The sequence below is a fragment of the Oceanobacillus polygoni genome, assembly GCF_008304605.1.
GTDB classification, from domain to species: domain Bacteria; phylum Bacillota; class Bacilli; order Bacillales; family Amphibacillaceae; genus Oceanobacillus; species Oceanobacillus polygoni.
Window position 1 is genome coordinate 364,546 of the sequence record NZ_PIJY01000026.1, and the last position, 26,331, is coordinate 390,876.

23 protein-coding genes are annotated in these 26,331 nt (G+C 39.4%); 1 reads left to right on the forward strand and 22 read right to left on the reverse strand.

The window, feature by feature from the left end:
• Nucleotides 1-103: 103 nt before the first annotated feature.
• From F1560_RS13515 to prfA, 8 genes are all read right to left on the reverse strand, one after another.
• Nucleotides 104-1,396: a methyl-accepting chemotaxis protein gene (locus tag F1560_RS13515; protein WP_149475155.1), complete on the reverse strand. Its 1,293-nt coding sequence runs from the start codon at nucleotides 1,394-1,396 to the stop codon at nucleotides 104-106.
• A 15-nt stretch (nucleotides 1,397-1,411) separates the two neighbouring features.
• Entirely contained in the window at nucleotides 1,412-2,017 is a 606-nt protein-coding gene (locus F1560_RS13520; protein WP_149475156.1) for a low molecular weight protein arginine phosphatase, read from the reverse strand.
• 144 nt (nucleotides 2,018-2,161) lie between these two features.
• Complete coding sequence (locus tag F1560_RS13525) at nucleotides 2,162-2,710, reverse strand: manganese efflux pump MntP (RefSeq protein ID WP_149475157.1); 549 nt, start codon at nucleotides 2,708-2,710, stop codon at nucleotides 2,162-2,164.
• Nucleotides 2,711-2,774: 64 nt separating this feature from the next.
• Nucleotides 2,775-3,800, reverse strand: a complete 1,026-nt coding sequence (locus F1560_RS13530; RefSeq protein WP_149475158.1) for an L-threonylcarbamoyladenylate synthase — start codon at nucleotides 3,798-3,800, stop codon at nucleotides 2,775-2,777.
• Nucleotides 3,801-3,984: 184 nt separating this feature from the next.
• On the reverse strand, nucleotides 3,985-4,386 hold the full coding sequence (locus F1560_RS13535) for a GNAT family N-acetyltransferase (protein WP_149475159.1): 402 nt from the start codon (nucleotides 4,384-4,386) through the stop codon (nucleotides 3,985-3,987).
• Nucleotides 4,387-4,464: 78 nt separating this feature from the next.
• A complete protein-coding gene (gene spoIIR, locus F1560_RS13540) occupies nucleotides 4,465-5,076 on the reverse strand; it encodes a stage II sporulation protein R (RefSeq protein ID WP_149475160.1) in 612 nt (203 codons plus the stop codon).
• Nucleotides 5,077-5,156: 80 nt separating this feature from the next.
• A complete protein-coding gene (gene prmC, locus F1560_RS13545; protein ID WP_149475161.1) occupies nucleotides 5,157-6,026 on the reverse strand; it encodes a peptide chain release factor N(5)-glutamine methyltransferase in 870 nt (289 codons plus the stop codon).
• A 1-nt stretch (nucleotide 6,027) separates the two neighbouring features.
• Nucleotides 6,028-7,098 carry a peptide chain release factor 1 gene (gene prfA / locus F1560_RS13550; protein ID WP_149475162.1) on the reverse strand — a complete coding sequence of 357 codons (1,071 nt, stop codon included), beginning with the start codon at nucleotides 7,096-7,098 and terminating at the stop codon, nucleotides 6,028-6,030.
• Between the two features lie 446 nt (nucleotides 7,099-7,544).
• Between prfA and F1560_RS13555 the strand changes: the two genes are divergently transcribed.
• Entirely contained in the window at nucleotides 7,545-8,306 is a 762-nt protein-coding gene (locus F1560_RS13555; RefSeq protein ID WP_149475163.1) for a FixH family protein, read from the forward strand.
• A 92-nt stretch (nucleotides 8,307-8,398) separates the two neighbouring features.
• On the opposite strand, the gene F1560_RS13560 is transcribed toward F1560_RS13555, so the two are convergent.
• From F1560_RS13560 to F1560_RS13625, 14 genes are all read right to left on the reverse strand, one after another.
• Complete coding sequence (locus F1560_RS13560) at nucleotides 8,399-9,019, reverse strand: thymidine kinase (RefSeq protein WP_149475164.1); 621 nt, start codon at nucleotides 9,017-9,019, stop codon at nucleotides 8,399-8,401.
• Between the two features lie 299 nt (nucleotides 9,020-9,318).
• Complete coding sequence (locus tag F1560_RS13565; protein WP_149475165.1) at nucleotides 9,319-9,564, reverse strand: type B 50S ribosomal protein L31; 246 nt, start codon at nucleotides 9,562-9,564, stop codon at nucleotides 9,319-9,321.
• Between the two features lie 210 nt (nucleotides 9,565-9,774).
• Nucleotides 9,775-11,055 (reverse strand): transcription termination factor Rho, encoded by a 1,281-nt coding sequence (gene rho, locus F1560_RS13570; protein WP_149475166.1) that lies wholly within the window; start codon nucleotides 11,053-11,055, stop codon nucleotides 9,775-9,777.
• A gap of 584 nt (nucleotides 11,056-11,639) precedes the next feature.
• The gene (glpX, locus tag F1560_RS13575; RefSeq protein ID WP_149475167.1) at nucleotides 11,640-12,608 is read right to left on the reverse strand and encodes a class II fructose-bisphosphatase; all 969 of its coding nucleotides are present in this window, start codon (nucleotides 12,606-12,608) and stop codon (nucleotides 11,640-11,642) included.
• Between the two features lie 147 nt (nucleotides 12,609-12,755).
• Nucleotides 12,756-14,042, reverse strand: coding sequence for a UDP-N-acetylglucosamine 1-carboxyvinyltransferase (locus tag F1560_RS13580; RefSeq protein ID WP_149475168.1), 1,287 nt, complete (start codon nucleotides 14,040-14,042; stop codon nucleotides 12,756-12,758).
• Nucleotides 14,043-14,257: 215 nt separating this feature from the next.
• Nucleotides 14,258-14,899, reverse strand: coding sequence for a fructose-6-phosphate aldolase (gene fsa / locus F1560_RS13585; RefSeq protein ID WP_149475169.1), 642 nt, complete (start codon nucleotides 14,897-14,899; stop codon nucleotides 14,258-14,260).
• Nucleotides 14,900-14,989: 90 nt separating this feature from the next.
• Nucleotides 14,990-15,844 (reverse strand): class II fructose-1,6-bisphosphate aldolase, encoded by an 855-nt coding sequence (gene fba / locus F1560_RS13590; RefSeq protein ID WP_149475170.1) that lies wholly within the window; start codon nucleotides 15,842-15,844, stop codon nucleotides 14,990-14,992.
• A gap of 131 nt (nucleotides 15,845-15,975) precedes the next feature.
• Nucleotides 15,976-16,335: a response regulator gene (locus F1560_RS13595; protein ID WP_149475171.1), complete on the reverse strand. Its 360-nt coding sequence runs from the start codon at nucleotides 16,333-16,335 to the stop codon at nucleotides 15,976-15,978.
• Between the two features lie 927 nt (nucleotides 16,336-17,262).
• A complete protein-coding gene (locus tag F1560_RS13600; protein ID WP_149475172.1) occupies nucleotides 17,263-18,876 on the reverse strand; it encodes a CTP synthase in 1,614 nt (537 codons plus the stop codon).
• 319 nt (nucleotides 18,877-19,195) lie between these two features.
• Nucleotides 19,196-19,675, reverse strand: a complete 480-nt coding sequence (gene rpoE, locus F1560_RS13605) for a DNA-directed RNA polymerase subunit delta (RefSeq protein WP_149475173.1) — start codon at nucleotides 19,673-19,675, stop codon at nucleotides 19,196-19,198.
• A gap of 348 nt (nucleotides 19,676-20,023) precedes the next feature.
• Nucleotides 20,024-23,266 (reverse strand): fused isobutyryl-CoA mutase/GTPase IcmF, encoded by a 3,243-nt coding sequence (gene icmF, locus F1560_RS13610; RefSeq protein WP_149475174.1) that lies wholly within the window; start codon nucleotides 23,264-23,266, stop codon nucleotides 20,024-20,026.
• Nucleotides 23,267-23,297: 31 nt separating this feature from the next.
• A complete protein-coding gene (locus F1560_RS13615) occupies nucleotides 23,298-23,906 on the reverse strand; it encodes a TetR/AcrR family transcriptional regulator (RefSeq protein WP_149475175.1) in 609 nt (202 codons plus the stop codon).
• A 111-nt stretch (nucleotides 23,907-24,017) separates the two neighbouring features.
• Nucleotides 24,018-25,157: an acyl-CoA dehydrogenase gene (locus F1560_RS13620; protein WP_149475176.1), complete on the reverse strand. Its 1,140-nt coding sequence runs from the start codon at nucleotides 25,155-25,157 to the stop codon at nucleotides 24,018-24,020.
• Nucleotides 25,158-25,169: 12 nt separating this feature from the next.
• Nucleotides 25,170-26,306, reverse strand: a complete 1,137-nt coding sequence (locus F1560_RS13625) for an acyl-CoA dehydrogenase (RefSeq protein ID WP_149475177.1) — start codon at nucleotides 26,304-26,306, stop codon at nucleotides 25,170-25,172.
• Nucleotides 26,307-26,331: the final 25 nt, after the last annotated feature.

Genomic DNA, 26,331 nt, shown 5'->3' on the forward strand with positions numbered 1-26,331 from the left:
TTGGTTTATGTCAAGCATCGAAGGACCTATGTTTACATCCTAAAAAATGTTCATCCAATTCCAATTGTACAAAGAATATTGCCGTATGACCATCAATAAGAAATTAGAAAACCTTGAATTGATTAATCTGTTTATTTAAACGTTGTGCCTGCTCTTCCATTTTTTGAGCTAACTGATCTACTTGTTCCATCGTTGATACTTGTTCTTGAATTGCTGCATTTACTTCCTCTGTGCCTGCTGATGTCTCCTCAGCGATTGCAGCAACCTCCTGTGACTGTCTTACTGTATCTTGAATCGATTCTAATTGCTTATCAACAAGACTTGTAATCATATCAATTTCCGATGCCACATCATTCACCGAACCAGACATCTGCTCAATTGTTCTGTTCGTGCCTTCTCCATTTTCTGCTTCTTTTTTTGCATACATAACATTATCGTTTATTTTTCTTACAACGAGATTCACATCTTCTTGAATCGTTTCTATCAAACTAGAAATACGCTGAACTGCTTGAGCACTTTGATCAGCTAACTTGCGGATTTCCTCGGCAACTACGGCAAATCCCCTTCCATGCTCGCCGGCCCGGGCTGCTTCAATGGATGCATTTAATGCTAATAGATTCGTTTGTTCTGCGATTTCCCCAACCATTGTAATAATCGATTCCACTTGTATCGCGTTTTGCTTTAGATGATCAACGTCTTTTAATGAAAGCTCTTGATCGTCTGCTAATTTTTGAATACCTTTTACGAGCTGGTTCACGACAATTTTACTTTCGTTTAATGTCTCTAGCATTTCACTAGATTTCACTTTTGATTGCCGTGCTTTTTCTTGTACCTTTTTAGCTAGTTCCGTAGCAAGTTCAACAGCCTCTGCGGTATTCTGGATGGCTTCTGAGGAATTCTCCGCACCTTTGGAAATTTCATAGATCGAAGTACCTATAGAAGCGGAATGCTGTGCCGCCGAATGGGAGGCTTCTTTCATCTGTAAAACCGTCACATTCGTACTTTCAAAATGCTTATCAATGTTATGTACCATTTCGTTTAAGTTGTTCAGCATTGTATCCACCGCAATGGAAAGATCACGAATTTCATCATGCGACTTCGGAATATGTACTTCTTGATTTAAATTTCCTTTCGCTGCTTCGGATGCGACTTTCTCTAAACTTTCCATTGGCTTTGTAATCACTCTTGCTGCAAAAAAAGCTAGAATACCAGACCAAATAACTCCAAGTAACAAAATGATAATCGTATACCATTCAATTGAAATATTCCAGTACGGTTGTACATAATCATAAAGTAAATAGATGAATATCGCACTGAATGTATACGTTATAATCGCCAAAATGGTTGTAAAGATTACGAGTTTCAAACGTAAACTAAACTTATAGCTTTTGTTCATGCCTTTCTCCTCCGGCTACTTCTTAATTTTTTTGATTAGCAGGTCGATATGTTTTTCCAGTTCGTTCAACGTCTCTTGGTAGATTCCCAAGCTTCCTCCAAACGGATCGGAGATATCATAATTGATTAGGTTCGTTTCTAGTCCACGAATCGTTGCCAACTCATGACTTAGATATTCCTGTAACCGTCGCTCTAGCTCTCGCTTGCCCAGTTTAGTCCCATGTTGCTGGATAAAAAGAGCACGTTTTACTTCTAAATCTGCATACGCCTTTTGTAATTCCTGCCATACTTGTTTATCGGCTTCCGATACGTATTCCTTTAGCGTATAAAAATTATTCTGATAATCAGGAAAATCAATGATCAACGATTGCTTATGTCCGGTGGTCATCGTTAGCACAACATCAGCCCAGGATAGTAATTTCGCTGTCACTGGTTGTGACCTGTGCTCGCACTGAATCCCACGTTCTGCTAAGGATTGAATTGCAAACGCGTTGGCATGAAGGTTATGGCTCGCAAAAATCCCAGCCGATTGAGTGCTTGCTTCGGGCATCTTTTCTTTTAACAACGCTTCCGCCATTGGACTCCTGCACGTATTACCAGTACAGACAAATAATATATTCATGAAACGCCCTCCATCTAGTAACTCTACGACAAATATACCATATTTCCAACGAACGTGTTAGACAAAATGAAGCACTTTTGCTTCCGTATTCAAGTTTTGTACAAATTAAAAGAGAAGACCCCAGTATTCAACTGAAATCTTCTATTATCCAAATAGCATATATATGCCAAAACAACATAAGATACTGCCAGCGAGTAGTTCACTATATACACCAAGATAGCCTTGTACTTTTCTACCAAGCAGCATTCCTAGACACGCAAGAAAAGCACTAGCAACACCAAATAAGATTAGTGTGAGAATTACTCGAACACCCGATATCCCTAGGCCTAACCCTACAGTAAAACTATCTAAACTAACCGTAAATGCGATCAAAAGCAGACTTAGTCCAACTGGCTGCATTCGCTTTTGTGCTTCATGACTAAATGCAGAAAAAAACATTTGCGCTCCAATAAAAAACAATAAAGCACCACTGGCCAATGTTGTTAAATCACCAATTTGTTCGGAAATCGCTTTTCCAAGTACCATTCCGAAAAATGGCATGATGATATGAAATATACCGATGGTCATGCCAACAAAAGCGATTCGCTTTAAACGTAATTTTACCAGTCCTAATCCAAGACTAATCGAAAATGCATCCATGCCAATTGCAATGGCAACAACGAATAGTGATACGATTTCACCTGAAAAAGACATTCACGAATCCCCCTTGGACATGCTTGTTAACTATATGCATGTCCAAGGGAAGATATGAATGTCTTTAACGAATGATTTCACTAGCTGCTTTCTTCAACCGGTTCATCACAGCTTGACCGATTCCTTCTTCAGAAAAAGCTTCGCAAATGATAACATCTACATCCCCTTGTTTAAAAGCACGTAGACCATCATACAAGTTAGATGCAACCTCGTGTAAATTGCTTCCTAGGTTGCGAATTTCCACGTGGTGCAGCTGCCTTGCTATTTGCTCACTTGCTAATACTCCAACCCGGTTTCCTTTTATTTGCCGCTCGTCGATAGTCGCTTGCATTCTGGCTACCGTACCTGCCACAAGCAATAAAGGTACCTCTGGCGAATAATGCCTATATTTCATCCCTGGCGACTTCGGCTTTTCTTTTTCATTTGCGAGACCAGGATCGATCATAACAGTTCCAACAACTGCTTCGAGCTGCTGCTTCGTCACCCCACCGGGTCTTAAAATAACGGGGATATCCTGTGTACAATCAATTACCGTCGATTCTAAACCAACACCCGTGGAACCACCGTCTAATAACCCTGCGATTTTCCCATAGAGATCGTCCCACACGTGTTCTGCGTTGGTCGGGCTCGGTTTACCAGAAAGATTTGCACTCGGTGCTGCCACCGGTACATCAGCTAATTGCAAAAGCTGCTGCGCCACTGGGTGATCCGGAATCCGAACTCCGACTGTGGATAACCCTGCTGTAACATTTTTCGCACATGCTCCATTACTTGGAAGAACGAATGTTAGTGGACCCGGAGTATATACATCGATTAATTTTTCAACATAAGGCGGGAAGTTATCCACAAGTCGTCGTAATTGTTCTACAGTTGCAACATGTGCGATTAGTGGATTATCTTGCGGGCGTCCCTTTGCCTCGAATATTTTTGCTACAGCAGCTTCATTAGTCGCATCTGCTCCTAATCCGTATACTGTTTCTGTAGGAAAAGCAACCGTATGTCCATTTTTTATCTGGTCAGCAGCTTGATCCATTGCCTGCTTATTATAGGTTTCGTCATTTCGTATATTCCAACGCTTTGTTTCTATCATTTTTGCTACCTCATTTCTATCTCCTATTTTAGAGGATTGAGGCAATTTACGCAAAATGTGGATAACATTCATTCGATCATGAAATTTACACACAATCAAATGAATGTTATCCACAAAACCATAGACTTATTAACATCTTCCCAACATTTTATGCACAGATGATTGTGCATAATGTGAATAATCATTAGGAAACATTATATGCCCACCAATTTCCACTTTTCACAGGATATTTTTTCTCAAACAGGCTTGTTGTTTGTGGATAAAACTGCAATGCTTCTAGTAACAAATCTACTACAGGTTGGTGGCTATGGACATAAACACTTTTTGCATTGCGTTCCTTTGCAAGTACTAAGATGGCCTCTAATAAAAACGGGAGCTTTCCAGCTTCTGATTGTGTAATATACAATTGCTTTAACCAATAAATACCTTCTTCTACTTGGTCAAGAATAAAACAGCCCTCGACCATATTGTTCATTTCAACAACATAGCCTTTTTCAAATACACTATTTTTATCCACATTAGGGTTCTTGGTGAAAAACGTTTCCAGTTGTTCATAGGACATGTTTTTAGCTAGAATGAGTTTCAATGGTTTCACCTCTACGAATAAATTTTTGATAGAATTATGATTTACCTTTTCTTCCATTCTATGCATTTAATAGAGAGACTATGACCAGCCAAACCATTCAAACAAGAAAAATTTGATTTCAGTTTCATCTTCTTCTTCAATCTCTTCTTCCACAACCGTGTCTGCATCCGCCGCCTCAGCCACTGTCGTACCACCTGCAAAGTCGAGAAAACAGAGCGGTGGGAATAATACGCACCACCAGTTTGAACCATTTCCTTCACCTAATGTAATTAAAATTGCCTCATATTCACCTGCTGGATATAAATAGGAACCATAAAGCTTCGCTGGAAAAGTTATATTTTTTCCATATTCGACACTATAATCATTCTCTGTGCCTTGTTCTTCAATTGTTCTTTTCACGATTTGTTCCAATTCCGGAATACGCGATTCTATTAATTCACGCGCCTCATCGATATCCGTAATGTGCTGTACCCACTCTGTTACTACTTCATTGACACGGTCGCGAACTTCAAGTTTTAGTGCTTGGTCCTGCTCATTATCACTATTTGCAAGTATTCTCAAACGAATTGCTTCATCAGGAATTACTTGATAATCTTCCTCTTCATTCATCAGTTCTCTACTTACACCATTTAATGGCAGTGAAAAATATAATACAAAACATATAAGTACAAAAAATACTAGCTTTTTCATTTCGTAATTCCCCTCTCCAACTCATTAATTGCCAGTATGGACAGGACAAAATGATTTTAAACTAGTATTCTAGCAAATTCTTATTTTTTTGTTGTTTTGGCTGCTACTATGCGATCTTTGCCATTGATATCCTGTATTGTATAAATAGTGCTTTCTGAAAAGGTTTCTTGAATAAGTGCATGAACCGCTTCACTTTGTTCATGACCAATTTCAAACGCTAATGTTGCTTTTGTTTTTGTAACTTTTGGTGCTTGATCAATAATTGCTTGATAAGCAGCAAGCCCGTTAGCTTCCGCAAATAATGCTAGTTCCGGGTCAAAATCCTTCACCGTATCAGATAGCTCAGGTGCTTCTGATTTTGCAATGTACGGTGGATTGGACACAAGGATATCTACCTGGATGCCTTTTTCAATTGCAGGTTGTAAAAAATCCCCTTGCAGAAAATGTACATTCGCTTCCAGCTGCTTGGCATTTTTTTTAGCAACCTTTAACGCATCCTCCGAAATGTCCGTTGCATAAACGATGGAATTAGGAATTTCTAGCGCTAATGTAATTGCTATAATACCACTGCCAGTACCTACATCAATAATTGTCAACGGCTTTTCTCTTGAAGTGTCGGTTGACTGAGTAATATGCTGAACAAGCTCCTCTGTCTCAGGTCGTGGAATTAGTACATGTTCATTCACGATATATTCCCTACCATAAAACATCTCATACCCTGTCAAATGCTGTACCGGGATGCCCGTTATTGCGTGTTTTTCAACAGCTGCTTTGAATGTATCCACAACCTCAGTTGGTACAGGTTCTCGCATTAACATGTAGAATTGATGTCGATCTACGCCTAAATAATGTTGCAACAGTATCTCTGCAACACGGGATTCACGACCATGCTTTTCTAAAAAAAGAGAAGCCCAACGCAGGACTTCGAATTGTTTTTGTAATTGTGTCATCTTATTCACCAATTTGTTCTAATTTTTTAGTTTGCTCTTCCATAACAAGCGCATCGATAAATTCGTCTAATTTCCCTTGCATGATTTGATCGAGCTTTTGAATTGTCAAACCAATCCGGTGGTCTGTTACACGATTTTGCGGGAAATTGTACGTACGAATACGCTCGGAACGATCCCCGGTTCCAACAGCTGATTTTCTGTTTTCATCATATTCCGCTTGTGCTTCTTGTTGGAATTTATCATAAACACGCGCACGAAGTACTTTCATCGCTTTTTCTTTGTTTTTAATTTGTGATTTCTCATCCTGAATCGAAACAACAATCCCTGTCGGCTCATGTGTCAATCGAACAGCGGACATCGTTGTGTTTACACTTTGTCCACCAGGCCCACTGGATGCAAATGTATCCACACGAATATCTTTTTCATGAATATCAACCTCTACCTCTTCCGCCTCTGGAAGTACAGCAACGGTTGCGGTCGATGTATGAATCCGACCACCGGATTCTGTCTCTGGAACACGTTGCACACGATGTGCCCCATTTTCATATTTCAGCTTGGAGTATACATCATTACCATTTATCATAAAGATTACTTCTTTATATCCTCCAACACCAGTAGAGCTCGCTTCCATGACTTCAATTTTCCAGCCTTGGCTCTCTGCATAACGAGAATACATCCGGTACAAATCACCGGCAAATAATGCAGCTTCATCTCCACCTGCTGCACCACGAATTTCCATGAATACGTTTTTATCATCGTTCGGATCTTTTGGCAGAAGAAGAATTTTCATATTAGCCTCTAAGTCTGCTTTGGATTCACTCAGTTCATCAATTTCCATCTTTACCATTTCATGCATCTCATCATCTAGTTTATCGTCAAGCATTTCCTTCGCATCTTTTAGTTGGGATGTCACATCTTTATATTCACGATAAGCTTGAACAACATCTTCTAAACCTGATTGTTCCTTGGAATACTCACGTAACTTATTCGTATCACTAATAATATCCGGGTCACTTAACATCTCGTTCAATTTATTGTAACGATCTTCTAATGTTTGTAAACGATCTAACATCACGTACACCTCTTTCTGATTAACAGTCTAATTATATTATAACCGAGGGTACGTGGTCAATTAGTGGCAGGTGGTTTTGGGAATGGAGCTATCTGAAGCGAGGGTTAGTGTTATATTTGATGGGGATCGTGCTTTAAGCGGCAAGGGTGGTGTCTTAGTTTTGTGAATAGTGCTATATGCGCCCAGAATAGTGTCTTAGTTTTGCGAATGGTGCTATATGTGCCCAAAATGGTGTCTTAGTTTTGCGGATGGTGCTATATGCGCCCAAAATGGTGTCTTAGTTTTGCGAATGGTGCTATATGCGCTTTTTCAGCAAATCGTGGTGCGATAGGATGTTTTCTTCATTTGTTCACGGCTTGTCCATTGACGATATACTTAAACCTTGGTAGATTGTTGTTAGAAGTTGTAAATTGTTTTAAAACTATCAAAATGGGGTTGAATAATAAATGATTCCAAAATATTTGAAAAGAAGCTTTTGGTTTGTTTGTATTTTTGCATTAGTGGCTTGTGGGTCAAATAACCAAGCAGATGAAGGCGTGGACGCTGACGGAGAACTCCTGTCATTGGATGTTGAATTTGAATTGCCGGAGCAGGAAGAAGTTGGTGAAACAGTTGAATTAAAGGCTACTGTTACATATGGCGGTGAAATGGTTACCGACGCGGACGAAGTCGTATTTGAACATTGGTTAGCAGGAAATGAAGATGACAGTACAATGGTGGAGTCAACCAATCATGAAGACGGCACGTATACAGCAAAGGTAACATTTGAAGAAGACGGAGTTTATGAAATTTATGCTCATACGACAGCAAGAGATTTACATACAATGCCGAAGAAGTCCATTACAATTGGCGATGGACATGCGGAATCAAACGATGCTTCTAACCATGATCACGGTCATCATGACACAGAGGGATTTGTCATCCATTTAATGGATATAAATGAAGTAAAGGTTGCTGAGGAAGCAGATTTTGTCGTCCATTTACAACTGGATGAAGAACCGTTCGAGAATGCTAATGTACGCTATGAAATATGGAATACCGAAAATGAAAATGAAAGAGAATGGATTGATGCAACAGAAAGTAAAGCTGGTGAATATCTAGGTACACACACGTTTGATGAGGCCGGCACATATACGATCAATGTACACGTAGAAGATGATGAGGATTTACACGAGCATAGTGACTATAATTTTGAAGTAGTCGAATAACAAAAGATTTATGAAGGAGAGTTGACACTAATTCGTCATCTCTCTATTTTTTATGACTCCAAACAAAAAGCACCCCATTTGGGCGCTCTCGTTTACTTTATTGCATTTTCTAGGTTTCGGTTAAAATTACCTTTAGGCTTCTTTGGAACCTCATGGTGATGGCGACATCTTGGCTCATACGACTCAGATGCACCCACTAGAATTATTGGGTCATCGTAGGATGCAGGGCTGCCGTCGATCAAACGTTGTGTACGGCTTGCCGGTGAGCCACATACAGGACAAATAGCATTCAGCTTTGTTACGGACTCACTTAATGCCATGAGCTTAGGTACTGGACCAAATGGTTCCCCACGGAAATCTGTATCCAACCCCGCAGTAATCACACGAATTCCTCGATTTGCAAGCTCTTCGGCTATTTCAACAACAGCCGCATCAAAAAATTGCACTTCATCTATTCCAACAATATCGACATGGTCATCAATATGTTCTAAAATCTCTACAGACTTATGAATCGGGCGAGCGATGGTTGAAGCGCCATTATGGGAAACGACAGCTGTATCATCGTAACGATCGTCAATTGCAGGCTTGAACACACGAACGGTCAAATTGGCATATGTTGCCCGACGAACACGGCGGATTAATTCCTCTGATTTACCAGAGAACATACTACCACATATGACTTCAACCCAACCACTTTGCTTCATTACATACATGCAGGAGAACTCCTCTCATCACGTTGGCTAATCTTTATGTACAGTGTATAGTTTACCACTATACTCGATAAAATTAACCTCTTTATTTCAAATAATATTAGAAAACTTAGCATTTGTTAAAGGGATTCTTACGAAAGCGTTCTTTACTTCCTTAGAAGGCCTTATACTTTGGTGTGCATGCCTTTGGAGCAGATGCCTTAGTTGCACTTATACAGAAAGGAAAGTAAAAAAACAGGCAAAATAGAGACATTTTGCCTGTCCTTTATAAAGATAAAGATAAAGTAAGTTACTTCAGCTTTTTACTTCATATTATATTTTTTCTTGAATCGGTCTACACGTCCGCCAACTTTATCAGCTTTTTGCTTACCAGTGTAGAATGGGTGTGAATCAGAGCTGATCTCAACTTTGATTAATGGGTATGTGTTACCATCTTCCCACTCAATCGTTTCGTTTGATCCTTTTGTTGAACCGCTCAAGAATTTGTAATCTGAACTTGTATCAAGAAAGACTACTTTTCTGTATTCTGGATGAATATCTTTTTTCATGTCTTCCACTCCTTTTTGCCCTGAGTCCTGAGGAAACAGAGTTATTGCAAGAGCCGTCATAGGCAATATGCCTTTTCTAAACTCACATAGAAAGATTATAACAGTATGAAGGAATGATTGCAATAGCGGCAGCTCAAAAAATACGGTAAAAATGACACGTCGAACTTCTCGTTCCTTTTTATCATCCTTTTGAACATGCACTTATATAATTTATTTCATCATCCCTTTTCGTTTCATTTCTTCATCCATTAATTGTAGAAAATCTTCGTTGCTCTTTGAAGCTTTCAATCGTTTTAGGAAACGTTCGAGGAAGTCATGTGAATCCTGCATTGTTTTGCGGATTGCCCACATTTTATCAAGATGACCTTTATTAACAAGCAACTCTTCTTTACGCGTACCTGAACGTAAAATATCAATTGCAGGGAAGATTCTTCGTTCTGCTAATTGACGATCTAGATGCAGTTCCATATTACCTGTCCCTTTAAATTCCTCATAAATAACATCATCCATACGTGATCCTGTATCAACTAAAGCTGTTGCTAAAATGGTAAAACTACCACCCTCTTCGATGTTTCGTGCCGCACCGAAGAAACGTTTTGGACGATGGAATGCAGCTGGGTCTATACCACCTGAAAGTGTACGTCCACTTGGTGGAATAACAAGGTTATATGCCCGTGCCAGTCTCGTGATACTATCCATTAAGACGATTACATCACGCTTATGCTCAACAAGACGCATCGCACGTTCTAATACAAGCTCAGATACTTTAATATGACTTTCTGGCACTTCATCGAATGTTGAGCTAACAACATCTACATCTGGATCTACGGAACGCTCAATATCTGTAACCTCTTCCGGTCGCTCATCCACTAACAAAATAATGAGCTTTGCTTCCGGATGGTTTTTCGAAATACTATTTGCGATTTCTTTAATCAACATCGTTTTTCCAGCTTTTGGTGGTGCAACAATTAACCCACGCTGTCCAAAACCTACTGGAGTCATAAGGTCCATGATTCTCGTCGATAGTTTATTCGTTACCGTTTCCAGTTTGATAACACGATTCGGGTAAAGTGCTGTCAATGCCGGAAAATGCACCCGCTCCTTCGATGAATCTGGATCTTCACCGTTAACTGCATCTACATGTAATAAGCCATAATATCGTTCATTTTCTTTCGGAGGACGTACCTTTCCAGATACTTTATCACCATTTCGCAAATCAAAACGACGAATTTGTGATGCAGATATATAAATATCCTCTGCACTTGGAGAATAATTAATCGGACGTAAAAAACCGAAACCTTCTGAAGGAATAATTTCCAAAACACCATCCATAAACAGAAACCCGTCTTTTTCTGCCTGTGCTTTCAAAATAGCAAAAATAAGTTCCTTTTTGGTTAATTTTGCATAATAAGAAACTTTAAATTCTCTTGCCAAAGCATAAATTTCTTTTAATGTCATTGTTTCTAAATTAGAAATTGTTAATGCTTCCATTCAATCACCATGCCTATTCCTATACATCTTCTCATAGAGAGATTTATTTTACTACGTTTAAACAATTGTTGCGAAATAGCAAGTATTCCACAACAACAATCAACTAATATAAATTCGATAATTCCAGGTGGTTCCACTTCTTATGGTAGGATCGTCCTTGAAGAAATGTAGAGTTTAACAGAAGCTTTAATAGAAGTCTATCGATCAAGTTTCTCCGTTGGTAATCGTATCTCATATAAAATCAACGTACAAATAGATTAGCCAAGTTATGCCTGTATTAAACATATATTATATTACTCTTTTAATCACTAATATTCAATATCATTTTTTAAGAAAACAGACAGAATCAAGTACAACTTTGTTACACTTAGAGTGAAACTTCATGCAGTGGGGTGGCCCACTTTCACGTTATTGCTTTTCTCGCGCTTAGAGGTCGGGCATTACAGACCATTAATGTATGATCAAAATTATTTCATAGCTTCATATAGTGTTAGAAAAGGAAGCCACAGCTGGCTTCCTTTTCTATTTCGCTTTTTCTGAAAGCAGTCTCCCACTTCAAATTTCCTGGTGTTGATCAAATCAATTTATGACTTCATTACTAAATTCGGCTTCTTTTGCAGACTATGCTCCCCGTCAATAAAACGTACAGTGCCACTTTTCGCTCGCATAACAAGCGTCTGTGTAGTCGCTTTAGAACCTTTAAACTGTACACCTTTTAGTAGTTCACCATCCGTAACTCCTGTAGCAGCAAAAATAGCATCATCCCCACTACAGAAATCATCCATGTAAAAAACTTTATCTAAGTCGGTAATACTCATCTGAATACAACGCTCAATTTCCTCATCATTCGAAGGAACAAGCTTCCCCTGCAGCTCTCCTCCTAAGCATTTAAGTGCTACTGCTGCTAATACGCCTTCAGGTGCTCCACCCGATCCGAGCAGAATATCAACACCTGTATCTTCGAAGGCCGTATTAATAGCAGCAGCAACATCACCAGCTGGTATGAGCTTAATTCTTGCACCTGATTCACGGATCTCTTGAATTAATTTCGCATGTCGTGGGCGATCAAGTACGGTTGCAACAACATCTTCTATGTCTTTATTTTTTGCCTTGGCAACGGCCTTTAGATTATCAATTGTTGGAGCATTGATATCAATCATGCCAACTGCTTCCGGACCAACCGCAATTTTATTCATGTACATATCTGGTGCATGTAGCAATGTTCCTTTGTCAGCAATTGCAATAACAGAAAGAGCGTTCCATGATCCTTGCGCAACAATATCCGTTCCTTCGAGTGGATCAACGGCAACATCAACTCCAGGTCCATCACCAGTTCCCAACTTTTCACCGATATAAAGCATCGGTGCCTCGTCCATTTCTCCTTCACCAATGACTACTGTTCCTTGCATCGGAATTGTATCAAATACAGTACGCATTGCCGTTGTCGCTGCATCATCGGCTTCATCTTTAACGCCTCTTCCCATCCAACGTGCTGACTTTAATGCTGCAGCTTCTGTAACGCGAACTAACTCCATTGATAAACTTCTTTCCATGATTTCCATCTCCCTTTTAGAGGTTGTTTTAAAATATACTCATCCCAAAAAGCATATTTATGAAAAGCGGAAATCGTTTCGTATTCTATGTGAGTTATGTTACAACATTGGACTTGTCCAGCATGCAGCACTTTTCATCACAACCCGCTAGGAATTCTGAAAGTAAGTGATTTCCTTCTGGGTCATGTCTTTTCTCCAAATGTTAGCACCAAGGCTTGTTAATTTCTCTGTTATTTTTTCATAGCCTCTATCAATATGATCGACACCAGTAATTTCCGTTACTCCATTCGCCATCAAGCCAGCTATAATAAGCGCGGCACCAGCACGTAAATCGGATGCTTTTACCTTTGCTCCCTGCAGCGCGGTAGGTCCAGATACGATTACAGATCCGCCCTCAACTTTAATAGTAGCGTTCATACGTCTTAATTCATCAATATGCTTTAAGCGCGCAGAATAAATAGTATCCGTTATGATACCCGCACCGGTTACTTTCGTTAATAATGACGTGAATGGTTGTTGAAGGTCTGTCGGAAACCCTGGGTATACGAGTGTTTTGAGATCAACACTTTTCAATGGCTTTCGATTAGCAATATACAGCTGCTCATCGCTCTCCTCGACCGTAACACCCATTTCGCGTAATTTAGCGATGAGGGATTCCATATGCTGGGAAATAACATTATCGATAACCACTTCTTTTCCTTGTGCCGCAGCTGCAATTGCATACGTTCCAGCTTCAATTCTATCTGGAATGATTGTATGCTTACAGCCATGAAGTGATGGTACACCTTCAATCCGAATGACGTCTGTGCCCACACCTTTAATTTTCGCTCCCATATTGGTTAACAAGGTTGCTACATCAATAATCTCCGGTTCTTTAGCTGCATTCTCAATAATTGTTTTCCCTTTTGCTTTGACAGCAGCTAACATAATATTAATCGTTGCACCGACACTTACCACGTCCAAATAGATTCTGGCACCCCTCAACTCCTTGGCGCGCAGGTAAATTGCACCTTGCTCATTGGTAACTTCGGCTCCCAGCGCTTCAAAGCCTTTAATATGTTGATCGATAGGACGTGGACCTAAGTAGCAACCTCCTGGAAGACCAATAACAGCTTTATTGAATTTCCCAAGCATCGCTCCCATAAAATAATAAGAAGCACGCAACTTCTTCACTTTGCCATTTGGTAATGGCATCGCAATCATCTTTTCAGGATGAATTGTTACATCCTGCCCATCCCAAGAAACACTGCCACCGATTTCCTCCAAAAGGTCTCCAAGTGTGTAAACATCGGAGATTTCCGGAAGTCCCTCAAGTGTTACAGTGGAATCAGCTAAGATGGATGCAGGCAGTAATGCAACTGCACTGTTCTTTGCCCCACTAATTCGAACTTTGCCATTTAGTTCATGGCCACCTTCAATTAACAATTTTTGCATTTGAATACCTCGTTCCTGAGAGGTTGTCCAAAAAATATTTGAACACACTTCATTTCAATTAATTATTGTTACATGGAATCAGGGGTTTCCTGTTCTATGTATTACTGACGCACGAAACTTCATACGATCGTTCAAAATTTCGAGCACTACGAATAAGTTGATTCTCTTGAAAACGTATCCTTACTATCTTTTTCAGTTTTTCCAATTTCATGCAATTAATTTTGTTTATTCCAATCAGCTAAGAACTTCTCAATTCCTTGGTCTGTTAACGGATGCTTTACAAGACTGGACAATACATTATACGGGATAGTCGCAATATGTGCTCCATGTATTGCAGCATCAGTTACATGTAGTGGATGGCGGATAGATGCAGCGATAATTTCGGTACTAATATTGTGGCGATCGAAGATTTCAGCAATAGTTGCAATTAAGGTCATTCCATCATGACCGATATCATCTAAACGCCCAAGAAATGGAGAAACATATGTTGCACCAGCACGTGCAGCAAGCAATGCTTGATTTGCATTAAAAATCAGCGTAACATTTGTTTTTATGTTTAAATCGCTAAATACTTTAACCGCTTTCAGTCCCTCTAAAGTCATTGGAACTTTTACCGTTATATTTGGCGCAATCGCAGCAAGCTCTTTCCCTTCCTCAATCATATCTTCAGCATCTTCAGAAATGACTTCTGCACTTACGGATCCGGACACTTCATCTGTAATCTCACGCAAGCGTTCATGAAAGGAAACGTCTTCTTTTGCCACAAGGCTTGGGTTCGTTGTTACACCAGCTAAAATACCAAGTTCATTCGCATTACGAATTTCTTCAATGTTCGCTGTATCGATAAAAAACTTCATCTATTGCACCTTCCCCATTATTTTCTATAGACTGGTAGGCTGAACCCGAAGGAACAGCCTGTCCAATTTTCATGTAATAAGCCTATTTTCTTATGCTTGTTGTGATGAACCAAAATCACGCATTTTACCTTTTACCGTTTCTTTAATTGCTTCTGAACCTGGTCCAAGATATTTACGCGGATCATATAAATTAGGTTTAGCGTTTAACACATTACGCACTGCTTCTGCTTGAGCCATTTGATTCTCTGTGTTTACATTAATTTTCGCTGTACCAAGTGAAATCGCTTTTTGAACATCTTTTAATGGAATTCCTGTTCCACCATGTAATACTAAAGGAACTTGAACAAGGTTTAGGATTTCTTCCATTTCAGCAAAACCTAAGTTTGGTTCTCCTTCATATGGGCCATGAACAGAACCTAATGCTGGTGCCAAGCAATCTATCCCAGCTTCTGAAACGAGTCGTTTACACTCGTCTTTATCCGCATATTGAATTCCACCAATAACGCCGTCTTCTTCTCCACCAACTGTACCAACCTCAGCTTCAACAGATACACCGTGAATATGAGCAAGCTCTACAACTTTTTGTGTCGTTGCAATATTTTCTTCGATTGGAGAGTGAGAAGCATCGATCATGACAGATGTAAATCCAGCATGAATCGCTTCAGCACATTTTTGGAAGCTTGAACCATGGTCTAAATGGATTGCAACTGGAACAGTCGTACCGTAGGATTCCATTAATGATTTAACCATTGCTACAACAACATTAAATCCTCCCATGTACTTCCCAGCACCTTCAGAAACACCAAGTATCACTGGTGACTTTTCTTCTTCTGCTGCTTGTAGGATTGCTTGGATATACTCCAAGTTGTTGATATTAAACTGACCTACTGCATAACCATTTTCTTTACCCTTTTCAAGCATTTCCTTCATAGATACTAATGGCATTAAAATATCCTCCTTAAGTTATATTAACTCAAACATCGTTATTTACTTTCGTACACTATAAGAATACCAACTCACGTCCTCTTGCGCAACAAGTAATACCTGAAAGCTCGTCCAAACTATTATTAATCCGCTTACATAAATATTTCCTTCACCCTTGCACATAAATCCATTACATTAAAAGGTTTTGCAATCGTATTCTTCACTATTCTCCTTGTTTCCATTTCTCCAATAATACTCTCAGCCATACCACTCATAACAATTACCGGTGTTTTTATTTCTTCATTTTCTAATTGATTTAAGACCTCTCCCCCATCGATGATCGGTAGTTTATAATCCAGGATGATTAAATCAAATGACGCTTGATGGATTTTATCCAACGCTTCTTTCCCTGTAGAAGCTATAGTCACCCGATGACCTTCACTCGTTAAAATATCAGTTAAAAGCAAACGGATACCTGGCTGATCATCAACTACTAATATCTCCTTTGGCATCTCCACTAATCCCCCTAATAACAAATATCTCTACTATAATTATAATTCTATACAATAGGTGTTTTTCCTTTTTATTTTTCCTGAAAATTCTGTTTGTTTCATAACCTTTCGATTCAACTCCATCTCTAATAACGTGCATATAAGAAAATACGAAATAAATTATACACTGTCGTATTTCTTTATCTTACGATTGTTCATGAATTATCAATTGTGTTAAATGAGGTTTATGAATAATTGAAGTACAAACAATTGCAATTGGATTTTTTAAAGCTAACACAGAAATTTTTACGACTAGCCAAAATGAGTTAAAACAGCACGTATGGTAGTTGGGGCACCAAGGCACGGAATTATAATAAAAAATGGTGACGAAATTGGAAGAGGCTGGGACAACACTGTTTTAACATAGGGAAAATCCGAACGATCAGCTCCGAAAATATAATGCGCGCATCCAGAGACGGCTGGTGAGCCTCCCACAGGATTCTACGTATACTTCCTCCGCTAAGTTTGTACATTGTTCGTCTCTCATGTTAAACACTTTAGTTATGTCCCATCCTCTTTTCAGATAGTTCCTTATGAACGATAACAAGATAAAGGGATTGTTTGCTCTTTTATTGATTTCCCAGTTATCAAAATAACAGTTTTTAAACGACGTACTTTGTTGCCTATCGTAAACATACTAGTAGACTTTATCGAGTGCTGTTATTCAAAATTTAGTATCATTAGAATATAGAATGGTAGCTTATAATTTCCCAATTTACTTTATTATATAAAAAGTACTCTTAAACTCATTCAACAAAAGATGGCTAAATCCTCTTTTTTTAGAAAAAAAACAATCAAACTATATTTTACCAAAGTTTATTAACACAAGAAAAAAAGACCCCAAAAGTTAACCTTTGGGGTGAAACAATCTCAAGTTGCAATTTTAATTTAATTAGTTTGATTGCTCTGTTCTACAGAAGCACCGATAAAGCCTTTGAATAAGCCTTGTGCTCTTGTAGGACGGGAAGTAAATTCTGGATGGAATTGACATGCAACAAACCATGGATGATTGTCGATTTCAATCGTTTCCACTAATCTTCCATCCGGGCTTGTACCAGAGAAAATAAAACCATGCTCTTCCATTTGCTCACGATAGTCATTATTAAACTCATAACGGTGACGATGACGTTCTTCAATCATATCCGCACCATCATAAGCTGCTTTTGTTTTTGTTCCATCTTTAAGCTTACAAGGATAAGATCCAAGACGTAATGTGCCACCTAGATCAGAAACGTTCTTCTGCTCTGGGAGTAAATCAATAATTGGATAGGCTGTATTTGGATCAATTTCTGCTGAATGTGCCCCTTCTAGGCCAACAACGTTTCGAGCAAATTCTACAGAAGCTAATTGCATTCCTAAACAAATACCAAAGAAAGGAATATTGTTTTCACGCGCATAGCGAATTGCTTCAATTTTTCCATCAATACCACGATCGCCAAACCCACCTGGTACAATAATTCCATCTACATGAGAAAGCTCAGAATGAATCGCTGTTTTATCTAGCTCCTCTGAATTAATCCAATGTACGGTAATATCTGCATCGTAATCAAAACCTGCATGTTTCAATGACTCCACAACAGAAATATAAGCATCTGGAAGTTCAACATATTTACCTACAAGACCGATATCAACTTTTTTAGAAAGATTTCTTACTTTGGATACAAGTTTCTTCCATTCCTTCATATCCGCTGCTCCACAATCAAGACCAAAATGATCACATGTCAACTGATCTAGATTCTGCTCCTGAAGTGCAATCGGTACTTGATAAAGTGTATCCGCATCACGCATTTCAATAACAGCTTCTTCATTGATATCACAAAATAGCGCAATTTTCTTTTTCATTTCAATGCTAATTGGTAATTCCGTACGCAATACAATCGCGTCTGGCTGAATCCCTAAGGAACGTAATTCTTTTACACTATGCTGTGTAGGCTTTGTCTTCATTTCACCTGCTGCTTTAATGTATGGAACAAGGGTACAGTGTATATACATGACACTGTTTCGACCAACATCACTTTTAATTTGGCGAATCGCCTCAAGAAACGGTAATGACTCGATATCTCCAACAGTTCCGCCAATTTCTGTAATGACAACGTCAGCTTCTGTAGCTTCACCTGCTCGATAAACCTGGTCTTTAATTTCATTTGTAATATGAGGTATAACTTGAACCGTACCACCAAGATAGTCACCACGACGTTCCTTCCGAATGACACTAGAATATACCTTACCAGTAGTGATATTGCTGAATTTATTTAAGTTAATATCTGTAAAACGCTCGTAATGCCCAAGGTCAAGGTCTGTTTCCGCACCATCATTCGTTACAAAAACCTCACCATGCTGATATGGACTCATTGTACCTGGATCCACATTAATATATGGATCAAATTTTTGGATTGTCACCTTTAATCCACGATTTTTAAGCAAACGACCAAGTGAAGCAGCTGTAATCCCCTTCCCTAGTGAGGATACTACTCCACCAGTAACAAAAATATATTTAGTCACCATTCATCCTTCTTTCCTTTTCATCTTCTTTAATTTAGTATTCCTAAAACTGTTGTTAAAAAACTTGGCATTCGTTAAAGAGATTCTTATGAAAACATTCTTTGTATTCTTGGAAACCCTTATACGTTGAAATGCATGCCTTTGCTCGAATGCCTTGTTGTACGAAAACAGATAAAGAAATTGGTATGCTTTATTATCTGCAAAAAATAAGAAAGGCGTTTCCCCAATTGTAGCTAGGGAAACGCCTTGATTATTAGATTCAAAGAGCCCAATTAAGATTGTACTCATAGTCCTAACAAAAGTCAAGGAACCTTTTTAACTATTTTTCTTTGTCTAATTCATCTTCATCTACAACGAGTTCTTCATCGTCAATTTCCTCATCAAAATCTTCGTCAAAGTCCTCTTCTTCATCGAAGTCATCAACAATTTCATCAATATCTGCATCTGTGATATCAAGTTCTTCGTCTACTTCATCAACTTCTGCAGCCTTCTTTTTCTTCACTCGTTTCTTTTTCGGTACTTCTGTCAAATCTTCTTGTGCCTGTTCTACTGGGTACCATCTTTTTAACCCCCACATGCTTGAACCAAGCGTTAAGAAACGACCATCAACGTTCATATCTGTATAAAATTGAGATATTTTATTCTCCTTCTCGCTATCAGAGAAACCTTTAATTTCAGCAATTTTATCAAAAATATCTCTGAAATTGATGGCTTTTTTTTCATCAAATAGAATTTTACTTGCTATTTCAATCATTGACATTTCTTGTAATTCTTCGTGGCTATACTTGTTTAAGCTCACGGCAATGCACTCCCTTTGCTAAAAATATTGAAGGCTATGAGCCTAATTTATGGTCAGGATCGTATTGTTCTAATATACCATTTTTCTTTCACATTAAACATACATTACATTATAAACAAATTTATATAGAATATGCTAGAGCGAAGACATAAAAAGTTGAGAAAATATATATTTCCTCAACTTTTTATGTTTTTTCATGTTGTTTCTATACGATTTGGTGTTAAAACAGAATATATTTAGTATGTGAACTAACTTCTCAGCTGTTTTCTTCTAGTTTGTACAATGATCACCGTCCGGGATCGCTCCGGGCGGATGCTTATCATTCATAATCATTCACAAGTTTTATTTTTACATATTCCTGCGATATTGCCCGCCAACCTCATAGAGAGCTGTTGTTATTTGTCCTAGACTTGCTACTTTTACCGTTTCTAGAAGCTCTGTAAATATGTTTCCACCAGAAGCTGCTACTTGCTTTAAACGCGTTAATGCTGCTTCTACCTCTGCTTTATGAGTATCCTGAAATTTTCTTAATTCGGTAATTTGATGCTCTTTCTCCTCCTTGGATGCACGTGCTAACTCCATGGAATCGATTTGTTCATCGGATGGTGGATTCGGATTGATATAGGTATTCACTCCAATAATCGGCAGTTCTCCAGAATGCTTCTTCCCTTCGTAATAGAGCGACTCTTCTTGGATTTTACCACGCTGATATTGGCGCTCCATTGCACCAAGTACACCGCCACGATCATTCATTTTTTCAAATTCCTGCAGTACGGCCTCCTCTACTAGATCCGTTAACTCATCCACAATAAACGAACCTTGTAAGGAGTTTTCATTTTTTGTAAGACCGAATTCTTTATTGATGATCATTTGAATGGCCATCGCTCTTCTTACAGATTCCTCTGTTGGTGTCGTAATTGCCTCATCGTATGCATTCGTGTGCAGTGAATTTGTATTATCCTGAATCGCAAGTAGTGCCTGTAATGTTGTGCGAATATCATTAAAATCAATTTCTTGCGCGTGCAGGGAACGTCCTGACGTTTGCACATGGTATTTCAGCTTTTGGCTGCGCTCATTGGCACCATATTTGTCCCGCATTGTAATCGCCCAAATCCGACGAGCTACACGACCAATTACGGTATATTCCGGGTCAAGTCCATTCGAGAAAAAGAACGAAAGATTTTGGGCAAATTTATTAATATCCATACCTCTGCTCAAATAATATTCTACGTACGTAAACCCATTAGCAAGTGTAAAGGCGAGCTGTGTAATCGGGTTCGCACCAGCTTCTGCAATATGGTAGCCAGAAATCGAGACGGAGTAATAATTGCGTACATTATTTTCAATAAAATATTCCTGAATATCTCCCATCATGCGTAATGCAAACTCCGTTGAGAAAATGCATGTATTCTGACCTTGATCTTCTTTTAAAATATCCGCTTGAACCGTCCCGCGAATGACAGAGATCGTATCTGCTTTGAGCTTCTCGTATTCCTCTTCTGTGGGCTTGCGTTCATTATTATCAATAAACCTTTCGACTTGCTGATCGATTGCCGTATTGAAATACATGGCTAAAATTATTGGAGCCGGGCCATTTATGGTCATCGAAACAGATGTAAGCGGGTTCGTTAAATCAAAGCCAGTGTACAACTTTTTCATATCTTCTAACGTACAAATATTAACGCCACTTTCGCCGACCTTCCCATAAATATCCGGTCTTTCCGCAGGGTCTTCTCCATATAGTGTGACCGAGTCAAAGGCAGTGGAAAGCCTTTTTGCTTCATCATTTTTTGATAAGTAATGAAAGCGTCGATTCGTTCTTTCCGGAGTTCCCTCTCCAGCAAACTGACGGGTCGGATCCTCGCCTGTTCGTTTGAATGGAAACACACCAGCAGTAAATGGAAATGAACCGGGGACATTTTCCTTTCGCAGCCAAGTGAGTCGCTCTCCCCAATCCATATGTTTTGGAAAAGCTACTTTGGGAATTTTAAGACCAGATAGTGATTCGGTTGTTATGTCCATTACAATTTCTTTATCCCGAACTTTAAATGTCATCGTATCGCCTTGATAGCTGTCCTTTAGTGTCTCCCAATTTTCAAGCTTTTTTTTCAGCTGTGGATCAAGCTGTTCTGTGTATTGATCAATCGTTTGATCAATGGCTTCAATAATAGCTTTTTCATCCATAACTTCCTTTGTTCCTTCAAGTTGATACAGCTTTCTAGCAATGTCGCTTTGTTTCTTCGTGTGTTGGTGATAATTGCGTATATAGGTTGCGATTTCAAGCAAGTAATATCTACGTTCATTGGAAATAATGCTATTTTGCTTTTCAGAAATAACATGTCGGTCAAAATCAATTTTTTCATCCCAATGGTATTTATCGTTTAATCTATCAATTAGCGCAGCAAATAAAGCGTTCGTTCCTGCATCATGAAACTGGCTCGCAATCGTTCCAAAGACTGGAAATGCTTTTTTATCCTGATGAAAGAGCATCCGGCTCCGTTCATATTGCTTTCTTACTTGATTCAGTGCATCTTCTGAGCCTTTTTGTTCAAATTTATTAATCACAATAAAATCGGCATAATCGATCATGTCTATTTTTTCAAGCTGTGTTGGTGCACCGAATTCAGCTGTCATCACATACATGGATAGATCGGTAATATCGGTAATTGCTGCATCGCCCTGACCAATACCACTCGTTTCCACCATGATAAAATCAAAGCCAGATGCACGGACGACATCAATGACATCCTGAATTGCTTTTGACAGCTCCGTCCTTGAATCCCGTGTTGCTAGCGAGCGCATGTAGACACGGTCATTAAAAATTGCGTTCATGCGAATTCGGTCACCGAGTAATGCCCCACCCGTTTTTTTCTTTGTCGGATCGATGGAAATAATCGCTACCTTTTTATCCGGTACTTCATTCATAAAACGACGGATCAATTCATCTGTTAGTGAGCTTTTTCCTGCTCCGCCTGTTCCAGTAATTCCGAGCACAGGGATATTTTTATTCCCCTTTTCCTTTAGCCCATCCAGCACTTTTTGTTTTTCATCAGAATCCGTAAAACCGCTTTCCACATACGTAATAAATTTACCAATTGCATTTCGGTTGCCTTGTATGAGTTTTTTAAAATCGTTTTCGATATCGATCGGCGATAAGGTATCACATTGCTCCAGCATGCGATTAATCATTCCTTGGAGGCCATATTTACGTCCATCCTCTGGCGAAAAGATCCAATCGACACCGTAATCATGAAGCTCTTTAATTTCACGCGGGATAATCGTTCCACCTCCACCACCAAACACTTTTATATGTTCTGCGTCTAGCTCTTTTAGAAGGTCAATTACATATTTAAAATATTCTACATGGCCGCCTTGATACGATGACAATGCAATTCCTTGAACATCTTCTTGAATTGCTGCATGTACAACCTCTTCTACCGACCGGTTATGTCCAAGATGAATAACTTCAGCACCACTCGCCTGAAGTATCCGACGCATAATATTGATGGATGCATCATGTCCATCAAATAAACTCGAGGCTGTTACGAATCGAATCGGATGCTTCGGTACGTATACATCAACCTGTTCCATCATTTATCCTCCTTGTGATGTAGAAAATCTGCTACTTGATTGCATGTTCAATCATTTTTAATTGCTCATCCATGTAGGCTTCTAATGTAAACTGCTTTTGCATAATCCACCTTCTGAATCCCCACATATGTCCTTGAACCACGATGTTATTAGCAAGTAGACTAACCTTTTGCGCAGATAGCTTCCCTTCAAGGCAAGTGTTAATTACATTTTCAATAATTCCTACCATATCACGTTCACTATTTAGCACATGTTTTCTCGATTCCTTTTTTAACGATTTCACTTCTTGGTAAAGAATTACAATTTCATCTTGCATTTCATCCATCAGATAAAAATAAGATCGAATTGCCTTCATCATGTTTGGAACTGAAGGTGATTCCAAGTCAATTTCCTGAGCAATCCGCTCACGAACCTGTTCATGAATCGAATCACAGACAAGAAATAGCACATCTTCTTTTGTGCGGATATATTCGTACAATGTTCCAATGCTAAAACCAGACTCACTTGCGATTTCTCTTGTCGTCGTTTTATGGAAACCCTTTTCTTTAAAAAGTTTAATAGCTCCTTTAATAATCTGTTCTCTTCGTACTTTTATGAGCTGCTGGTCTTTTACGGAAGAAAGTATCTTCTCTTCTTTCATGTCGCATCCCTCCAATCTGTTTCATTAATTTGTTACTGTGATTGCTTTTGGACAGGTCGATCGCCCCGGCTGGGACTGTGATCGATTGTTAATGGGGGACGATCGCTTATCTTATTTCGTTAGCATTCTACCAATGACGAGCCGTTGGATTTCGTTTGTGCCTTCATAAATCTGTGTAATTTTTGCATCGCGCATGTAGCGTTCAACAGGGTAGTCCTTTGTATAGCCATAGCCACCAAATATTTGAACCGCTTCAACAGTGGTGCGCATAGCTGTATCACCAGCGAATAGTTTGGACATAGCAGATGCTTTTCCGTATGGGAGCCCTTTTGATTCTAGCCATGCTGCTTGGTATGTTAATAAGCGTGCTGCTTCAATTTCAGTTGCCATGTCTGCAAGCTTAAAGGAAATCCCTTGATTCGTTGCGATTGGCTTGCCAAATTGTTCTCGTTCTTTTGCATAGGCTGCAGCTGCGTCAAGAGCTCCTTGGGCGATTCCTAGTGCTTGAGCTGCAATTCCATTTCTTCCGCCATCCAGTGTTGTCATCGCAATGGTAAAGCCTTCTCCTTCTGAACCGAGCATATTCTCTTTTGGAATACGGCAGTTTTCAAAGATTAACTCCGTTGTTGGAGAAGAACGAATGCCGAGTTTCTTTTCTTTTTTACCGAAAGAAAATCCATCTGTTCCTTTCTCCACGATGAATGCACTAATTCCCTTATGTTTGGCGTCTGCATCTGTTTTTGCAAAAACAATGTAAATATCTGCCACGCCACCGTTTGTTATCCAAACTTTACTCCCGTTTAATACGTAGTGATCACCGTCTTCCTTAGCAGTCGTTTTCATCGAAACAACGTCACTACCTGCTCCAGGCTCCGATAGCGCATAGGCTCCAAGGGCTTCTCCTGTTGCTAAGCGTCTAAGGAAGTTTTTCTTCTGCTCCTCGTTCCCATATTTATAAATCGGCCAGCTCGCTAGGGACAGGTGAGCAGATAACGTTACGCCGGTTGATGCACAAACGCGCGATAATTCTTCGACCGCAATGACATAACTGACATAATCAGCTTCAATGCCGCCATATGCTTCCGGCCATGGGATCCCCGTTAATCCAAGCGCTGCCATTTTGTCAAAAATCCCCCGGTCAAAGCGCTCCTCTTCATCACGCTCTGCGGCTGTTGGTTCTACATCTTTTTCCGCAAAATTACGAACCATTTTACGCAGCATTTCTTGTTCTTCGGTTAATTGAAAATCCATCTCTATCTCCCCTTAATCCTTTAATAAATGCTTGGCAATAACAATGTGCTGAATTTCATTCGTACCTTCATAGATTTCCGTTACCTTCGCATCTCGAAATAGGCGTTCAACTGGGTAGTCCTCTGTATATCCGTATCCGCCTAATATTTGTATCGCTTCAATTGCATTGTTCATCGCTGTCTTGGTTGCTGTTAGTTTAGCCATTGACGTTTCTTTTCCACATGGGATGCCTTGCTCGATCAGGGATGCTGCGTGATAGGTTAATAGTTTTGCAGACTCGGTCGCTGTCGCCATATCTGCTAGCTTGAAGGAGATCCCTTGATTTGCTGCAATGGATTTCCCGAATTGCTTTCGCTCTTTCGCATAGGCAACTGCATATTCAAGAGCCGCCTCCGCTATCCCAAGTCCTTGAGCGGCAATGCCGATTCTTCCAATATTCAAGTTAGCCATCGCAACTTTGAAACCGCTTCCTTTTTCACCTAACAAATTTTCTTTTGGAACGACACATTGATCAAATGTCAGTTGAACCGTGTTCGACCCGTGAAGTCCCATTTTCTTTTCCTTTTTACCGATAATCAGTCCAGGAGAATCCTTTTCTACTATAAATGCACTAATATCTTTCGAATTATCGCCAGTCCGAGCAAATGTAATATACGTATCTGCCACACCGCCATTTGTGATGAAAACCTTTGATCCATTTAAAATATAGTTATCGTCAGCTTCTTTGGCGCTCGTTTTTAGACTCCCGGCGTCGGAACCGGATCCGGGCTCTGTTAGTGCAAAGGCACCAAGGTACTCTCCGCTAGCAAGTTTTGGTAAGAAACGTTGCTTTTGCTCTTCATTACCAAAATATAAAATCGGATTTGTCCCTACAGATGTATGCACGGATAAAATCACCCCGACGGTTGCACTTACTTTTGATAGCTCATGAATCGTATTAATGTAGGATGTAAAGTCCATTCCACTACCACCATATTTTTCAGGAATAGGAATGCCCATTAGTCCAAGCTCTCCCATTTTCTTTACAACCTCAATTGGAAAGCGATCCTCTTGCTCCATTCGCTCGATTTCAGGAGCGACTTCCTTCTGCGCAAAATCTCGGACAAGCTTACGTAACATCTCTTGTTCTTCTGTAACATTTAAAATCATACCGCCCGCACCTCTCTTGGTGAAA

Excerpts from the sequence above, each read along its gene's own strand:
- F1560_RS13515 (WP_149475155.1), bottom strand. The coding sequence starts at position 1,396 with ATGAACAAAAGCTATAAGTTTAGTTTACGTTTGAAACTCGTAATCTTT.
- F1560_RS13520 (WP_149475156.1), bottom strand. The coding sequence starts at position 2,017 with ATGAATATATTATTTGTCTGTACTGGTAATACGTGCAGGAGTCCAATG.
- F1560_RS13525 (WP_149475157.1), bottom strand. The coding sequence starts at position 2,710 with ATGTCTTTTTCAGGTGAAATCGTATCACTATTCGTTGTTGCCATTGCA.
- F1560_RS13530 (WP_149475158.1), bottom strand. The coding sequence starts at position 3,800 with ATGATAGAAACAAAGCGTTGGAATATACGAAATGACGAAACCTATAAT.
- spoIIR (WP_149475160.1), bottom strand. The coding sequence starts at position 5,076 with ATGAAAAAGCTAGTATTTTTTGTACTTATATGTTTTGTATTATATTTT.
- prmC (WP_149475161.1), bottom strand. The coding sequence starts at position 6,026 with ATGACACAATTACAAAAACAATTCGAAGTCCTGCGTTGGGCTTCTCTT.
- prfA (WP_149475162.1), bottom strand. The coding sequence starts at position 7,098 with ATGTTAGATCGTTTACAAACATTAGAAGATCGTTACAATAAATTGAAC.
- F1560_RS13555 (WP_149475163.1), top strand. The coding sequence starts at position 7,545 with ATGATTCCAAAATATTTGAAAAGAAGCTTTTGGTTTGTTTGTATTTTT.
- F1560_RS13560 (WP_149475164.1), bottom strand. The coding sequence starts at position 9,019 with ATGTATGTAATGAAGCAAAGTGGTTGGGTTGAAGTCATATGTGGTAGT.
- F1560_RS13565 (WP_149475165.1), bottom strand. The coding sequence starts at position 9,564 with ATGAAAAAAGATATTCATCCAGAATACAGAAAAGTAGTCTTTCTTGAT.
- rho (WP_149475166.1), bottom strand. The coding sequence starts at position 11,055 with ATGGAAGCATTAACAATTTCTAATTTAGAAACAATGACATTAAAAGAA.
- glpX (WP_149475167.1), bottom strand. The coding sequence starts at position 12,608 with ATGGAAAGAAGTTTATCAATGGAGTTAGTTCGCGTTACAGAAGCTGCA.
- F1560_RS13580 (WP_149475168.1), bottom strand. The coding sequence starts at position 14,042 with ATGCAAAAATTGTTAATTGAAGGTGGCCATGAACTAAATGGCAAAGTT.
- fsa (WP_149475169.1), bottom strand. The coding sequence starts at position 14,899 with ATGAAGTTTTTTATCGATACAGCGAACATTGAAGAAATTCGTAATGCG.
- fba (WP_149475170.1), bottom strand. The coding sequence starts at position 15,844 with ATGCCATTAGTATCTATGAAGGAAATGCTTGAAAAGGGTAAAGAAAAT.
- F1560_RS13595 (WP_149475171.1), bottom strand. The coding sequence starts at position 16,335 with ATGCCAAAGGAGATATTAGTAGTTGATGATCAGCCAGGTATCCGTTTG.
- icmF (WP_149475174.1), bottom strand. The coding sequence starts at position 23,266 with ATGGAACAGGTTGATGTATACGTACCGAAGCATCCGATTCGATTCGTA.
- F1560_RS13615 (WP_149475175.1), bottom strand. The coding sequence starts at position 23,906 with ATGAAAGAAGAGAAGATACTTTCTTCCGTAAAAGACCAGCAGCTCATA.
- F1560_RS13620 (WP_149475176.1), bottom strand. The coding sequence starts at position 25,157 with ATGGATTTTCAATTAACCGAAGAACAAGAAATGCTGCGTAAAATGGTT.
- F1560_RS13625 (WP_149475177.1), bottom strand. The coding sequence starts at position 26,306 with ATGATTTTAAATGTTACAGAAGAACAAGAGATGTTACGTAAGCTTGTC.